Origin of the sequence: Streptomyces sp. NPDC005728, assembly GCF_040630895.1 — a bacterium.
GTDB lineage: Bacteria > Actinomycetota > Actinomycetes > Streptomycetales > Streptomycetaceae > Streptomyces.
In genome coordinates this window covers 1-15544 of sequence record NZ_JBEXYL010000048.1, presented here as the reverse complement: position 1 = coordinate 15544, position 15544 = coordinate 1, and the positions used below count along the sequence as shown (strand labels likewise).

The window sequence follows — 15544 nt, the reverse complement described above, 5'->3', positions numbered from 1 at the left end:
TGGGCATCTGCTGACCTGTGCTGCGACGCCCCGTACTGTTCACGACGTGAGCACTCTCGAACGTGCCCGGTGCGGCCTCAGGGCCCACCCGCTCGCGCTGGACGCGGCCATCGCGGCGGGCGTACTGGTGTGCATGGTCGCCGGGTCCTTCGTGGTGCCCCGCGGAGAGAACGGCGTCACCTGGGGTGTGCGCACCCCGGACCCGCTCAGCCTGGTCCTGATGACCCTCGGTGCCGCCGCGCTCGTCTTCCGCCGCCGCGCCTCCAAGACGGTCCTCGCCGTCACCGGCACCGTCTCCGTGATCGAGTTCTTCACCGGCGACCCGCGCGCCCCGGTCGCCATGTCCGCCGTGGTCGCCCTCTACACCGTCGCCTCGAGGACCGACCGCACCACCACCTGGCGGATCGGCCTGCTCACCATGACCGTGCTGACCGCCGCCGCCATGCTCGGCGGCTCCCTGCCCTGGTACGCCCAGGAGAATCTGGGCGTACTCGCCTGGACCGGCATCGGCGCCACCGCCGGCGACGCCGTGCGCAGCCGCCGGGCGGTCGTCCAGGCCATCCGGGAGCGCGCCGAGCGGGCCGAGCGCACCCGCGAGGAGGAGGCCCGCCGCCGGGTCGCCGAGGAGCGGCTGCGCATCGCCCGCGATCTGCACGATGTCGTCGCCCACCACATCGCGCTGGTCAACGTGCAGGCCGGAGTCGCCGCCCACGTCATGGACAAACGGCCCGACCAGGCCAAGGAGGCCCTCGCCCACGTCCGCGAGGCCAGCCGCAGCGCGCTCGACGAACTGCGGGCCACCGTCGGCCTGCTCCGCCAGACCGGCGACCCGGAGGCCCCCACCGAGCCCGCTCCCGGCCTCAGCCGTCTCCAGGACCTCGTCGGCACCTTCCGCAACGCCGGATTCCTCGTCGAGGTGGCCCGCGCCGACCACGGCACCGATCTGCCCGCCGCCGTCGACCTGGCCGCCTACCGGATCGTCCAGGAGGCCCTGACCAACGTGCAGAAGCACGCGGGCACCGACGCCAAGGCCGAGGTCAGCGTCGTACGCATCGGACCGAACGTCGAGGTCACCGTCCTGGACGACGGCGCGGGCGCGGACGCCGAGCCCGGGGCCGGCGGCGGGCACGGACTGCTCGGCATGCGGGAGCGGGTCACCGCCGTCGGTGGCACCCTGACCACCGGACCCCGCTACGGCGGCGGCTTCCGCGTCCATGCGATCCTGCCGGTCAAGACCCGCACCACGGCCCAGGGGGAGCCCGCATGACGATCCGTGTCCTGCTCGCCGACGACCAGGCACTGCTGCGCAGCGCGTTCCGGGTGCTGGTCGACTCCGAGCCCGACATGGAGGTCGTCGGGGAGGCCTCCGACGGCACCGAGGCGGTCCGGCTGGCCAAGGAGCAGCGCGCGGACGTCGTCCTCATGGACATCCGGATGCCCGGCACCGACGGTCTCGCCGCCACCCGCCTGATCAGCGCCGACCCGTCCCTCGCCCAGGTCCGCGTGGTCATCCTGACCACCTTCGAGGTCGACGACTACGTGGTCCAGTCCCTGCGCGCCGGGGCGTCCGGCTTCCTCGGCAAGGGCAGCGAACCCGAGGAGCTGCTGAACGCCATTCGGGTCGCCGCGGGCGGCGAGGCCCTGCTGTCCCCGGCCGCCACCAAGGGCCTGATCGCCCGCTTCCTCGCCCAGGGCGACGGCGACGACGGCCGTGACCCCGCCCGCTCCGAGAGGCTCGGCGCGCTCACCGGCCGGGAGCGGGAGGTGCTCGTCCAGGTCGCCGGCGGCCACTCCAACGACGAGATCGCCGAACGCCTCGAAGTCAGCCCGCTGACCGTGAAGACGCACGTCAACCGGGCCATGGCGAAGCTCGGCGCCCGGGACCGGGCCCAGCTCGTCGTCATCGCGTACGAGTCGGGGCTGGTACGTCCGAGGATGGACTGATCTCCACCCGGGCGTACTGCGCGCGGAGTAGGAGCCGGATAAGGAACGGGACCTGGGGCCTACGGATTCGCCGTCCTGCATGGCTCAGGGTGTTGGAGTGGGCGCTCACATGTGCGCCCCACAGCAGCTTCTGCAGCTTCTGCCGCTCACAGAAGAGAGACCCTGACCCATGTCCTGGCTGTCGAGATTCAGCCTCGCGCAACGGGCCCTGATCGGCCTGATGTCGCTCATCGCGCTCGTCTTCGGGCTGATCGCGATACCCCAGATCAAGCAGCAACTGCTGCCCACCATCGAACTGCCCATGGTGTCGGTCATCGCGCCGTACCAGGGCGCCGCACCCGACGTCGTCGAGAAGCAGGTCGTCGAGCCCATCGAGGACAACCTCCAGGGCGTCGACGGCATCACCGGTGTCACCTCCACCGCCAGCGAGGGCAACGCCGTGATCATGGCGTCCTTCGACTACGGCAACGACACCAAGCGGCTCGTCTCCGACGTCCAGCAGGCCGTCAACCGGGCCCGCGCCCAGCTGCCGGACGACGTCGATCCGCAGGTCGTCTCCGGTTCCACCGACGACATGCCGACCGTCGTCCTCGCCGTCACCTCCGACAAGGACCAGCAGGCCCTCGACGACCAGCTCGGCAAGACGGTCGTCCCGGCCCTGAAGGACATCGACGGAGTCGGCCGCGTCCAGATCACCGGCGTCCGCGACCTCCAGATCGCCGTCACCCCGAACGACGCGAAGCTCGCGCGGGCCGGCCTCAGCTCCGCCGCGCTCGGTCAGGCCCTCCAGGCGGGCGGCGCGACCGTCCCGGCCGGCTCCTTCGACGAGGACGGCGCCAACCGCACCGTCCAGGTCGGCGGCGGCTTCACCTCGCTGAAGCAGATCCAGAATCTGATGGTCACCGGTGAGGGCGTGAAGAAGCCCGTCCGCCTCGGCGACGTGGCCACCGTCAAGGAGCAGCCGGCCCCGGCCGACTCCCTCACCCGCACCGACGGCCGGCCCAGCCTCGCCGTCAACGTCACCATGGACCACGACGGCAGCGCGGTCTCCATATCGAACGCCGTCAAGGACAAGCTGCCCGACCTGCGGAGGGACCTCGGTTCCGGCGCGCAGCTCACGGTCGTCAGCGACCAGGGCCCGGCGGTGTCCAAGTCCATCAAGGGGCTGACCACGGAGGGCGCGCTCGGCCTGCTCTTCGCGGTCCTGATCATCCTGGTCTTCCTGGCCTCGATCCGCTCCACGCTGGTCACGGCGGTGTCCATCCCGCTGTCGGTCGTCCTCGCCCTGATCGTGCTGTGGACCCGCGGCCTGTCCCTGAACATGCTCACCCTGGGCGCGCTCACCATCGCCATCGGCCGGGTCGTCGACGACTCGATCGTGGTCCTGGAGAACATCAAGCGGCACCTGGGCTACGGCGAGGAGCGCAAGGAAGCGATCCTGGGCGCCGTGCGCGAGGTGGCCGGCGCGGTCACCTCCTCCACCCTCACCACGGTCGCCGTGTTCCTGCCGATCGGCCTCGTGGGCGGCATGGTGGGCGCCCTGTTCGGCTCGTTCAGCATCACCGTGACGGCGGCCCTGCTGGCCTCCCTGCTGGTGTCGCTGACGGTCGTACCCGTCCTGTCGTACTGGTTCCTGCGCGCCCCCAAGGGCACCCCGGAGGACGCCGAGGAGGCCCGCCGCCGGGCCGAGGAGAAGGAGGCGAAGAGCCGCCTCCAGCGCGTCTACGTTCCCGTCCTGCGCTTCGCCACCCGCCGCCGGCTCACCAGTGTGCTGATCGCGATCGTGGTCCTCGTCGTCACGTTCGGCATGTCCGGACTGCTGAAGACGAACTTCTTCGACCAGGGCGAGCAGGAAGTCCTCACCGTCAAGCAGGAGCTGAAGCCCGGCACCAGCCTCGCGGCCACCGACGCCCAGGCCAAGAAGGTCGAGAAGCTGCTCTCCTCCACCGAGGGCGTCAAGGACTACCAGGTCACCGTCGGCTCCTCCGGCTTCATGGCGGCCTTCGGCGGCGGTACCGACACCAACCAGGCGTCGTACCAGGTCATGCTGAAGGACTCGGCGTCCTACGACGAGGTGCAGCAGCACCTCGAGGACGGGCTGAAGAAGCTCAAGGGCATCGGCACGACCACCGTGTCCGCCGGTGACGGCTTCGGCAACCAGGACCTCAGCGTCGTCGTGAAGGCGTCCGACCCGCAGGTGCTGCGCGACGCCTCCGACCAGGTGCGCTCCACCATGGCCGGCCTGGACCACGTCACGGACGTCACCAGCGACCTCGCCCAGAGCGTGCCGCGCATCTCGGTCAGGGCCAACGCCGAGGCGGCCGCGGCCGGGTTCGACGACCAGAAGCTGGGTGCCGCGGTCGCCCAGGCCGTGCGCGGTACGACGGCGGCGAAGGCGATCCTCGACGACACCGAGCGCGACGTCGTCGTGAAGTCGGCCGAGCCCGCCACCACCCTCGCCCAGCTGAAGGCGCTGCGCCTCGGCCCGGTGAAGCTCGGTGACATCGCGACCGTGAAGCTGGTGGACGGGCCGGTGTCGATGACCCGCATCGACGGCCGGCGCGCCGCGACCGTCACGGCCCGGCCGACCGGGGACAACACGGGCGCGGTCAGCACCAAGCTCCAGTCGAAGATCAAGGCCCTGAAGCTCCCGGCGGGTGCCGAGGCGGAGATCGGCGGGGTGTCCTCCGACCAGGACGACGCGTTCAAGAACCTGGGCCTGGCCATGCTGGCGGCGATCGCGATCGTCTTCATGCTGCTGGTGGCGACGTTCCGCTCGCTGGTCCAGCCGCTGATCCTGCTGGTCTCGATCCCGTTCGCGGCGACGGGCGCGATCGGTCTGCTGGTCGCCACCGGCACCCCGATGGGGGTCCCGGCCATGATCGGCATGCTGATGCTGATCGGCATCGTGGTGACCAACGCGATCGTGCTGATCGACCTGATCAACCAGTACCGCAGGCAGGGCTACGGCGTCGTCGAGGCCGTCGTGGAGGGTGGCCGGCACCGTCTCCGCCCGATCCTCATGACGGCCCTGGCGACGATCTTCGCCCTGCTCCCGATGGCCCTGGGCGTCACCGGCGAGGGCGGCTTCATCGCCCAGCCGCTGGCCGTGGTCGTGATCGGCGGTCTGATCTCGTCCACGCTGCTCACCCTGCTCCTCGTCCCGACGCTCTACGCGATGCTGGAACTCCGCAAGGAGCGCCGTGCGAAGAAGCGGGCCGCGAAGAAGGGCCTCCCGGCCCCGGCGGAGTCCGTCTCCGACGAGCCGGAGCCGGCGGGAGTCTGAGATCCCCGTACCGGCGTCCCCTCCCTCACAGGGCTTTCCTATCCTGTGATCTCGAACTGTTCTGCGGGGGAGGGGGAACGGGGCGGTGGCGTTGCACGAGGGTGACCCCGGGTCGCTCGGTGGATACCGGATCGTCGACCGGCTCGGGGCCGGCGGCATGGGCGTCGTCTACCGGGCGAGGGCCCGGTCGGGCCGCGAGGTCGCCGTCAAGGTCGTCCACGCCCAGTACGCCGAGGACCCGGTCTTCCGGGCCCGCTTCCGGCAGGAGATCGCCGCCGCCCGCTTGGTGAGCGGCGCCTTCACCGCACCGGTCGTGGACGCGGACCCGGAGGCGTCCCGGCCCTGGATGGCCACCCAGTACGTGCCCGGGCGCTCGCTCTCCGCCGGCATCCGGGACGACGGCCCGCTGGCCGGCGCCGCCCTGCGACGGCTCGCCCTCGGCCTGGTGGAGGCCCTGCGCGACATCCACCGGGCCGGGGTCGTGCACCGCGACCTCAAGCCGGCCAATGTGCTGATGGCCGACGACGGCCCCCGGGTCATCGACTTCGGCATCTCGCGCGCGGCGGAGAACCAGACGCTGACCGAGACCGGGCACATGATGGGCACCCCGCCGTTCATGTCCCCGGAACAGTTCACGGACGCACGCTCGGTGGGCCCCGCGTCCGACGTCTTCTCGCTCGCCGCGCTGGTGGTGTTCGCCGCGACCGGCCGCGGCCCCTTCGACGCGGACAACCCCTACCTGACGGCGTACCGGGTGATGAACGAGGAGCCGGACCTGGCCGCGGTCGCCGAGCCGCTGCACACGGTCCTGTCCCGCTGCCTGTCCAAGGACCCGACCGCCCGCCCCGCCCTGGACACCCTGTCCGCGGAGTTCGCCGCGGCCCTGCCCGAAACGCCCCACGGCGAGGTCTCCACGGTCCCCAGGCGCTCCCAGGACCCGGAACCGACCCGCCCGCCGTCCAGCACCCCTCGACCGGCCTTTGCCGAGGCCGCGTCCGAAGCCGGCCCGGCCGTCCCGGCTCCCGCGTACGACGCCCCCGCGCCCCGGGTGCGCAGCCGTCGGCTGCCGCTCCTCGCCGGGGTGGCGGGTGTGCTGGTGGCCGCCCTCATGGCCTATCTCCTCGGGCCGCTCAAGGGCGGCGGCACGGCCGAGGCGGGCGGTGCGCCGACCCCGTCCGCCACCTCCCGCTGGCAGGCGGTGCCGGACGGCTGGCGGCCCTGGCGCACGACGGTGTTCGCCCGCGCGACGAGCGGTGTCACCGAGGCGCCCGGCGACTCCGGCACGGCATCGCTGTCCTGCGCGGCGGCCGACGGCGCCCTCTACTGCGCCGGTGACCGTGCGCTGCCCGTCCGCGTCGACGCGCTGACCGGCAAGATGCTCTGGCGCGCCGCCGGCGGGATGTCCGGGACGGACGCGGCGCGGTACGAGAACTGGGTGCTCGGCGTGCACGACGGTGTGGTGCTGCTGCGCAGGGCCACGTTCCTGGGGTCGGGGAACGGCGACCCGTCGGTCGTCGCCCTCGACACCACGACCGGCAGACGGCTGTGGCACCGCCCCATGGGGGACCAGGAACCCGACATGCCCGCCCTGGCCGGCGGTCTGGCCCTCGTGCCCGACCCCGGTACGGCCGGCCACACGGTCACCGCGCGCTCCCTGCGGGACGGCAGCCGCCGCTGGACGGCGTCCCTGCCCGCGGACCACTCGTGCGTCTTCCACGACCCCGACGGGGGCCTGTACGCCGTGTGCAGCAGTTACACGGGCGACCACCCGGACACCCGGCTGCTCTCGCTCGACCGGGCCGACGGCACGATCCGTGAGCTGGCCACCCTCAAGGCCCGCAGCAGCTATCTCGGGGCCCTCGACGGCCGGCTGGTGTTCGCCGAGGAGGGCAGGTCGGGAAACAACGGCCCGGACGACACGGCCTATGCGTACGCGGTGTCCGTGGACCGTACGACCGGGGCGCGGCGGACGGTCCGGCTCGTGGACGAGCCCCAGGGGGAGGTGGCCCTCGTGAACGGCATGCTCTGCTTCACCGTCTCCAACGGCCTGGTCACCGCCGTCTCCCCGGAGACCGGGAAGCGGCTGTGGCGGAGCCGGACGACCCTGGAGCAGCCGGGGCGCCCGGTGGCCGACGGCCGGTCCGGCACGGTGTTCCTGGCCAGTGTGAGCGGGCGCGTCGCAGCCCTGGACAGCCGCAAGGGCACGGTCCTCTGGGAGTCCTACCCGCGTGCCGACGGTGCCGCGAGCGGTTACCCGGCGCTGGTCTTCCGCGACCGGGGTGCGCTGATGGTGACGGCTCCCGACGGAACCGTCTTCTCCCTCGACCCGGCGCACCCGGACCGCACACCGGCGTCGGCGTGACCATGCACGCCGACGCCGGACCCCGTCGGAGGGTTACGGCAGCGCCAGCATCCGCTCCAGCGCCAGCTTGGCGAAGGCCTCGGTCTCCTGGTCGACCTCGATGCGGTTGACCAGGTTGCCCTCGGCCAGCGACTCCAGGGCCCAGACCAGGTGGGGCAGGTCGATGCGGTTCATGGTCGAGCAGAAGCAGACCGTCTTGTCGAGGAAGACGATCTCCTTGCCCTCGGGCGCGAAACGGTTCGCCAGCCGGCGGACCAGGTTCAGCTCGGTGCCGATGGCCCACTTGGAGCCGGCCGGGGCCGCCTCCAGGGCCTTGATGATGTACTCGGTCGAACCGACGTAGTCCGCCGCGGCCACGACCTCGTGCTTGCACTCGGGGTGCACCAGGACGTTCACACCGGGGATGCGCTCGCGCACGTCGTTCACGGAGTCGAGGCTGAACCGGCCGTGGACCGAGCAGTGCCCGCGCCACAGGATCATCTTCGCGGCCCGCAGCTCGTCCGCGGTGAGGCCGCCGTTCGGCTTGTGCGGGTTGTAGATCACGCAGTCGTCCAGGGACATGCCCATGTCGCGGACGGCGGTGTTGCGGCCGAGGTGCTGGTCCGGCAGGAACAGCACCTTTGTTGCCGAGGGCTCCCCCTGCTCGAAGGCCCAGTCGAGGGCGCGCTTGGCGTTCGACGAGGTGCAGATGGTGCCGCCGTGCTTGCCGGTGAACGCCTTGATGTCCGCCGAGGAGTTCATGTACGAGACCGGCACCACGTGGTCGGCTATGCCCGCCTCGGTCAGCACGTCCCAGCACTCGGCGACCTGCTCGGCCGTGGCCATGTCGGCCATGGAGCAGCCGGCGGCCAGGTCCGGCAGGACGACCTTCTGGTCGGCGGAGGTCAGGATGTCGGCCGACTCGGCCATGAAGTGCACACCACAGAAGACGATGTACTCGGCCTCCGGGCGCGCGGCCGCGTCCCGGGCCAGCTTGAAGGAGTCACCCGTGACATCGGCGAACTGGATGACCTCGTCGCGCTGGTAGTGGTGGCCGAGTACGAAGACCTTGTCGCCGAGCTTCTCCTTGGCCGCGCGGGCGCGCTCGACCAGATCGGGGTCGGACGGCGAGGGCAGGTCGCCGGGACACTCGACACCCCGCTCGCTCTTCGGGTCGGCCTCACGGCCGAGAAGCAGCAGGGCGAGCGGAGTCGGCTGTACGTCGAGTTCCGGGGTCTGGGCGGTGGTCACGACACGCACCCTTTCTACTTTTCGTCTAACTGACGCTATCTATCATAACTGCTTCACGTCACTTTGACGATGGCGATAGCGTCGATGTGACGTGAATCCCGCCCGGTTCCCTCGGGTGCCTCTTCGGGGCGCTGTCCGGCTCTGCGGGCATGTGCGAGCATGAGAAAAGAAGCAAAAACGCGACCACGCGAATGCCCGGCCCGGAATGAATCCGCGGAAGCGCCGGTTGCACTCGTCGGCAAGCAGTCTCCGTACAACCCGGGAGAGATGTAGATGTCCGTATCGGACGAGACCACCACCGTCACCGACGGCATCATCCTGACCGACGCCGCCGCGTCCAAGGTCAAGGCCCTGCTCGACCAGGAAGGTCGCGACGACCTCGCTCTGCGCGTCGCCGTCCAGCCCGGCGGCTGCTCCGGCCTGCGCTACCAGCTCTTCTTCGACGAGCGCTCGCTCGACGGTGACGTGGTGAAGGACTTCGGCGGGGTCAAGGTCGTCACCGACCGCATGAGCGCTCCGTACCTGGGCGGCGCCACCGTCGATTTCGTGGACACGATCGAGAAGCAGGGCTTCACGATCGACAACCCGAACGCGACGGGCTCCTGCGCCTGCGGCGACTCCTTCAGCTGAGCCGTCCCCGCCCCGACGGGCGGACGCACAAGGCGGCGGTCCCCTGCGGGGGCCGCCGCCTTCGTACGTCCGGGTGACTACCGGGCCTGCGGCCGCAGCGCCCCCGGCTCCGCCTTCGGGATCTGCCTGCCGTCGGTGCCGACCACCTTCCGCCCGTCGAGGGGCGCGTCCAGCCGTACGGTCTGCACGTACAGCCTGGCCATGGCGACGCAGATCTTGTCCGGCCAGGACTTCTCGGTCACCGTCACCGTCACCCGGCCGGCGCTCTCCTTCGCCGAGGCCTTGTAGTCGGCGCACACCCCGCCGCTGAAGCTCACGTTCAGCTCGCGGCCGTCGGCGCTGTAGCCGTCGGCCTTCACCTCGTCCGTCTGCGGCGCCGAGGTCGGTTCCCCGGCCGGCGCCGACGCCTTCGGTGTCGTCAGGTACTTCGGGTCCACCGCCGGATAGGTCACCGTGAACACGCCCCGCGCGTCCGTACCCCGCACCTCGAACAGCCAGGACGGCACCAGCGTCTGCCGCCCGGCCACGGAGTGCGTGGCCAGCCCGAACACCGCCTTGTCCACGGTGAGCGCGGCCACCCGGGGCGCCGTCGAGGAATCGCCGCACGGCTGCTCCAGCCGGTCCTTCAGAGGGACGGGACTGGCGCAGCCGCCGATGCCCATCCGGTGGCCCCCCTGCTGCGCCTTGTTCATCAGCTCCAGCGTCTTCTGCGCGCCCAGCACGGGGTACGCGTCCCCCTCGGCCGGCGCCGCCAGCAGCCCGTGGCCGCCGACGATGTCCCCCTGCTCGTCGACGGTCAGGCCGGTCGTCCAGCCGTACGTGGGCAGCCCGCCCACGACCGGATCGGCGTTGACCACCCGCTGGGCGCCCATGACCTGGCTGGCGTCGATCTTCGCGGAGTCCTGCCCGAGCGCCTTCAGCACCGGCGCCGCCGCCTTCTCGGCATCCGCCGCGCTCACCGGCGCGTCGGCCGGAGCGCCCGGATCCTGGGTGCAGACGGTGACCTTCCTGCAGTTGTCGGTGCCCGGCGCGTACCGGCTGAAGGTCCAGCTGCCAGGGGCGTCCTTGCGTACCTGGAGCGTGGGACCGGAGCCGTCCTTGCCCCCGCCGACCCGCCAGTCGGGCCCCTCGGCCACGGGCGTGCCGTCGACTCCGAGGGCCTTGGCGAGCCGGGCCACGTCGTCCTTGCCGACCTCGCCCCTGGGCGCCCACACCGGCGCCGAGCCGGGGCCGTCGGGCAGCTCGCCCTTGGCCACGTACCTCGGGCCGTACGGATCCGGCTCTCCGGGCGCGATCTCGCCGGTGCCGCCCTGCGACCAGGCGTCCAGGACGAGGGGAGGGGGAGTGCCGTCACGGCCGGGCGTCCCGGCGCTCGTACGGCCGCCCGAACCATGGCTCGCGGCGAGGTACGCACCCCCGCCCCCGACCAGCAGCACGGCCGCCGCGACCGAGGCGACGACCACGGGTGAGCGACGCCGCCCGGACCGCTCACCGGCGCTCGCCCCATCGACCTCGCCGACCTCGGCGACCTCGCCGGCTCCGCCGTCCTCGGAGACCTCGGGGGACTCGGCCCCCTCCGCGCTCTCAGAGGCTTCGGAGACCTCAGAGACCTCAGAGACCTCAGAGACCCCAGAGACCTCGGAAACCTCAGAGACTTCGGAAACCGCGGAGACCTCGGGCTCTTCTGGATTCTCGGGTCGCTCGCTGTTCACCGCATCGCTCCTCGCTGGATCGTGTCCCACGCCCCCGGCACGGGGGACGGCGATGAGACGCGCGAGGGGAGCGCACGGTTCCCGAGTGTGCGCCCCTGAGGTCAGTCGCCGTAGTCCGACATGGCGTCCAGCAGCCGGGCCGACCGCACCGGCACGGTCACCCCGTGGATCAGCGACGGCGGCACCGGACGGGAGGCGGCGTGCCGGGGAGCTGTCCAGTGCGGGGCCATCCGGGCGCAGTCCCCGCGCAGCGACGCGAGGTCGCCGTCGAGGTCGGCCGGGGCGGAGGAGGTGACCTTGAGGTTCGTCATGACGGCACCGTAGGCATGCGAAGCCTCGCGAAGAAAGATCTACTATCGGGTAGTTTTGCCAGCTTCAGTGGCCCGCCCCGAGCGGGTAGCGTGAACTGTCAATCCAGCCGACCGCAGGAGAATGCCCGTCGTGCGCATCGCAGTCACCGGCTCCATCGCCACCGACCACCTCATGACCTTCCCCGGCCGTTTCGCCGACCAGTTCGTCGCGGACCAGCTGCACACGGTCTCGCTCTCCTTCCTGGTCGACAACCTGGACGTACGCCGGGGCGGCGTCGGCGCGAACATCGCCTTCGGCATGGGACAGCTCGGTACGCAGCCGATCCTGGTCGGGGCCGCCGGCTTCGACTTCGACGAGTACCGTGCCTGGCTGGACCGCCACGGCGTGGACACCGACTCGGTCCGCATCTCCGAGACCCTGCACACCGCCCGATTCGTGTGCACCACCGACGCCGACCACAACCAGATCGGCTCGTTCTACACCGGCGCGATGAGCGAGGCCCGCCTCATCGAGCTGAAGACGGTCGCCGACCGCGTCGGCAGCCTCGACCTGGTCCTGATCGGCGCCGACGACCCGGAGGCGATGCTCCGCCACACGGAGGAGTGCCGCTCCCGCTCCATCCCCTTCGCCGCCGACTTCTCCCAGCAGATCGCCCGGATGGAGGGCGAGGAGATCCGGATACTGCTGGACGGGGCGACCTTCCTCTTCTCCAACGAGTACGAGAAGGGGCTCATCGAGTCCAAGACCGGCTGGTCCGACGCCGAGATCCTGTCCAAGGTCGGCCACCGCGTCACCACGCTCGGCTCGCGGGGCGTGCGGATCGAGCGGTCCGGCGAGGACCCGATCGAGGTCGGCTGCGCGGAGGAGGAGCGCAAGGCCGACCCCACGGGCGTCGGCGACGCCTTCCGCGCGGGCTTCCTCTCGGGGCTGGCCTGGGGTGTCTCCCTGGAGCGCGCGGCTCAGGTGGGCTGCATGCTGGCGACGCTCGTCATCGAGACGGTGGGGACGCAGGAGTACCAGTTGCGCCGGGGGCACTTCATGGACCGGTTCACCAAGGCGTACGGGGACGAGGCGGCCGAGGAGGTCCGGTCCCACCTGCGCTGAGTGCCGCTGCCGCGTACGGGCGCGGGGGGCTGGTCGCCCAGTTCCCCGCGCCCTCTCAGCTCACCCGGCGGACCACGTACGCCGTACCCCGCTCCGCCGGCTCCTCCCCGACGTACTCCTGCCCCCTCATCTCGCACCACGCCGGGATGTCCAACCGGGCCGCCTCGTCGTCCGAGAGCACGCGCACCGTGCCCCCGACCGGCACGTCCCCGATCACCTTGGCCAGTTCGATGACCGGGATCGGGCACCGCTTGCCGAGGGAGTCGACGACCAGTTCCGCCGCCCGGACCACGGTCGCCGGAGAGGGCGCCCCCAGCTTCTCCCGTACGCCCGCCACCGTCCCCGGCAGCACGTCCAGGAACCGCTCCACGTCCTCCGCGGCCACCCCCGGCGGCAACGACACCCGGACGTTCCCCTCACTCAGCACCCCCATCGCCTTCAGCACATGGCTCGGCGTCAGCGTGCTGCTGGTGCAGGACGACCCGGACGAGACGGAGAAACCCTCCCGGTCCAACTCGTGCAGCAGGGCTTCTCCGTCGACATAGAGACAGGAGAAGGTGACGATCCCGGGCAGCCGCCGCTCGGCATCGCCCACCACCTCCACGTCCGGCACCAGCTGCGGCACCCGGGTCCGGATCCGCTCCGTCAGCTCCCGCAGCCGTACCGCCTCCTGGGCCGCCTCGGCGCGCACCGCACGCAGGGAGGCCGCGGCCGCGACGATCGCCGGAAGGTTCTCGAAACCGGACGCCCGCCCCGACTCCCGCTCGTCGACGGGCCTTTGCGCCGCGAACCGCACCCCCTTGCGCACCACGAGCAGCCCCACTCCCGAGGGCCCGCCCCACTTGTGGGCGCTCGCCGTCAGCAGCGACCAGTCACCCTCGACCGGCCCCCACCCGAGCGACTGTGCGGCGTCCACCAGCAACGGCACCCCCGCCGCCCGGCACACCTCGGCCACCTCGCCCACCGGCTGCACGGTCCCGACCTCGTGATTGGCCGACTGCAGACAGGCCAGCGCGGTGTCCGGCCGGAGGGCAGCCGCGTAGGCCGAGGGATCCACCGCTCCGGCCCGGTCCACGGCCACCGTGCTCACCGCACCGCCCGCCGCCTCGAACGCCTCCGCCGAATGGAGTACCGAGGAGTGTTCGACGGCTGACACGATCAGGTGGCGTCCGACCCGCCGCCGCCCGGCCAACGCCCCCGCGACGCCGGTGTGTACGGCCCGGGTCCCGGAGGAGGTGAACACCACCTCGTCGGCCCGGCATCCGACCGCTTCGGCGACTGCTTCCCGAGCCGCGTCGAGCAGGATGCGGGCCTTCCGTCCCTCCCGGTACAGCCGAGCGGGATCGGCCCATCCCTCGTCCAAGGAGGCCAACAGAGCCTGACGAGCTACGGGATGAAGGGGAGCGGCGGATGCAGCGTCGAAGTAGGACACACTGCAACGGTAAATCTTCGGTGGAGCAGCCGACCTCAAGGGGCGCGGGGAACGGCGCGACCAGCCACAACGCACCCCGCACCCGCACGCCAAACCGCAACAACCCGAGCTATTGGGCTCCCAATCCCACCCTTAAGGAGTGACCGGCGGCGCGTATGGCACCCTCCCCGCGAACCCTCGGAGAGCGTCGGCTAGGGTTTGGTCCGCATAAACATCCAAACCCCTGCCCGACGCAGGGCGGCGACCGACCAGCGAGAAGGCCGCGCCGACCGCGCGGGCGAGACTCTCGGGAAGGCGCTACGTGAGTCCCAACGGCTCCGACCGCTCGCCGCGGCGCCCGATGCGGCGGAAGCTGCTGCAGGCAATGACCGCGGGCCTGGTCCTGGCGACCGCTACCGGTTGCACATACAAGGACTTCCCCCGCCTTGGTATGCCCACCCCGACCACGGAAGAGGCTCCGCGGATCCTCTCCCTGTGGCAGGGCTCCTGGGCTGCCGCGCTCGCCGTCGGCGTGCTGGTGTGGGGCCTGATCCTGTGGAGTGCTTTCTTCCACCGGCGCAGCCGCACCAAGATCGAGGTTCCACCGCAGACCCGGTACAACATGCCGATCGAGGCGCTGTACACGGTGGTCCCGATCATCATCATCTCGGTGCTCTTCTACTTCACGGCCCGGGACGAGTCGAAGCTCCTCGACCTCTCCAAGAAGCCCGACGTCACGGTGAACGTGGTCGGCTTCCAGTGGAGCTGGGGCTTCAACTACATCGCGGACGTTCCCGGTTCCACCGGCAACGCCAAGACCGACAAGAACCTGGACGCCATTCCGGACCGGTTCAAGAAGGCCTTCCCGGCGAACGCCGGCGGTGTCTACGACGTCGGTACGCCCGGTACGCGGAACCCGCAGACCGGCAACCCCGGTCCGACGCTCTGGCTTCCCGAAGGCAAGACGGTCCGCTTCGTCCTGACCTCGCGTGACGTCATCCACTCCTTCTGGGTGGTGCCGTTCCTCATGAAGCAGGACGTCATCCCGGGCCACACCAACGCCTTCCAGGTGACCCCCAACCACGAGGGCACCTTCCTCGGCAAGTGCGCAGAGCTCTGCGGCGTCGACCACTCCCGGATGCTGTTCAACGTGAAGGTCGTCTCCCCCGAGCGGTACGAGCAGCACCTCAAGGACCTCGCCAAGAAGGGGCAGACCGGTTACATTCCCGCCGGCATCGCGCAGACGCCGCACGAGAAGAACCGGGAGACGAACAACCTGTGAGCATCCTCAACGAACCCCAGGGTGCCGCGGCAGCTGAGGACTCGTACGAGAACGAGCTGCCGGTCAGGCGCAAGCAGCCCGGTAACCTCGTGGTGAAGTGGCTGACGACCACCGACCACAAGACCATCGGAACGCTCTATCTGGTCACCTCGTTCGCGTTCTTCCTGATCGGTGGCGTGATGGCGCTGCTGATGCGCGCCGAGCTTGCCCGTCCGGGCCTGCAGATCATGTCGAACGAGCAGTTCAACCAGGCGTTCACGATGCACGGCAC

The 15544-nt window shown here is 71.0% G+C and carries 12 protein-coding genes; 8 read left to right on the top strand and 4 right to left on the bottom strand.

The genetic code is table 11. The features are described 5' to 3' along the window. Positions 1–46 precede the first annotated feature (46 nt). From ABZ471_RS28110 to ABZ471_RS28095, 4 genes are all read left to right on the top strand, one after another. Entirely contained in the window at positions 47–1267 is a 1221-nt protein-coding gene (locus ABZ471_RS28110; RefSeq protein WP_359070106.1) for a histidine kinase, read from the top strand. Beyond that, positions 1264–1944: a response regulator transcription factor gene (locus ABZ471_RS28105; RefSeq protein ID WP_359070105.1), complete on the top strand. Its 681-nt coding sequence runs from the start codon at positions 1264–1266 to the stop codon at positions 1942–1944. The genes ABZ471_RS28110 and ABZ471_RS28105 overlap by 4 nt, the downstream gene beginning before the upstream one ends. 169 nt (positions 1945–2113) lie before the next feature. Continuing rightward, positions 2114–5230 carry an efflux RND transporter permease subunit gene (locus ABZ471_RS28100; RefSeq protein ID WP_359070103.1) on the top strand — a complete coding sequence of 1039 codons (3117 nt, stop codon included), beginning with the start codon at positions 2114–2116 and terminating at the stop codon, positions 5228–5230. 85 nt (positions 5231–5315) lie between these two features. Next, complete coding sequence (locus ABZ471_RS28095) at positions 5316–7592, top strand: serine/threonine-protein kinase (RefSeq protein WP_359070102.1); 2277 nt, start codon at positions 5316–5318, stop codon at positions 7590–7592. A gap of 33 nt (positions 7593–7625) precedes the next feature. Here ABZ471_RS28095 and nadA read toward each other — a convergent pair whose 3' ends face one another. After that, complete coding sequence (nadA, locus tag ABZ471_RS28090) at positions 7626–8822, bottom strand: quinolinate synthase NadA (RefSeq protein WP_359070100.1); 1197 nt, start codon at positions 8820–8822, stop codon at positions 7626–7628. A 273-nt stretch (positions 8823–9095) separates the two neighbouring features. Here nadA and ABZ471_RS28085 point away from each other — a divergent pair, with 273 nt between their 5' ends. Continuing rightward, positions 9096–9452 (top strand): iron-sulfur cluster assembly accessory protein, encoded by a 357-nt coding sequence (locus ABZ471_RS28085; RefSeq protein ID WP_061919812.1) that lies wholly within the window; start codon positions 9096–9098, stop codon positions 9450–9452. Positions 9453–9529: 77 nt separating this feature from the next. Here ABZ471_RS28085 and ABZ471_RS28080 read toward each other — a convergent pair whose 3' ends face one another. After that, entirely contained in the window at positions 9530–11164 is a 1635-nt protein-coding gene (locus ABZ471_RS28080; RefSeq protein WP_359070099.1) for a hypothetical protein, read from the bottom strand. Between the two features lie 101 nt (positions 11165–11265). Continuing rightward, positions 11266–11475 (bottom strand): hypothetical protein, encoded by a 210-nt coding sequence (locus ABZ471_RS28075; protein ID WP_359070097.1) that lies wholly within the window; start codon positions 11473–11475, stop codon positions 11266–11268. 130 nt (positions 11476–11605) lie between these two features. Here ABZ471_RS28075 and ABZ471_RS28070 point away from each other — a divergent pair, with 130 nt between their 5' ends. Then, complete coding sequence (locus ABZ471_RS28070) at positions 11606–12580, top strand: carbohydrate kinase family protein (protein WP_359070095.1); 975 nt, start codon at positions 11606–11608, stop codon at positions 12578–12580. 55 nt (positions 12581–12635) lie between these two features. On the opposite strand, the gene ABZ471_RS28065 is transcribed toward ABZ471_RS28070, so the two are convergent. Continuing rightward, positions 12636–14012: an aminotransferase class V-fold PLP-dependent enzyme gene (locus ABZ471_RS28065; RefSeq protein ID WP_359070093.1), complete on the bottom strand. Its 1377-nt coding sequence runs from the start codon at positions 14010–14012 to the stop codon at positions 12636–12638. Between the two features lie 301 nt (positions 14013–14313). Between ABZ471_RS28065 and coxB the strand changes: the two genes are divergently transcribed. Together coxB and ABZ471_RS28055 are read left to right on the top strand one after the other, a co-directional pair. After that, a complete protein-coding gene (coxB, locus tag ABZ471_RS28060; RefSeq protein ID WP_359070092.1) occupies positions 14314–15273 on the top strand; it encodes a cytochrome c oxidase subunit II in 960 nt (319 codons plus the stop codon). Then, on the top strand, positions 15270–15544 hold a 275-nt coding region (locus ABZ471_RS28055; RefSeq protein ID WP_359070090.1), incomplete at its 3' end, for a cbb3-type cytochrome c oxidase subunit I. The genes coxB and ABZ471_RS28055, both read left to right, overlap by 4 nt.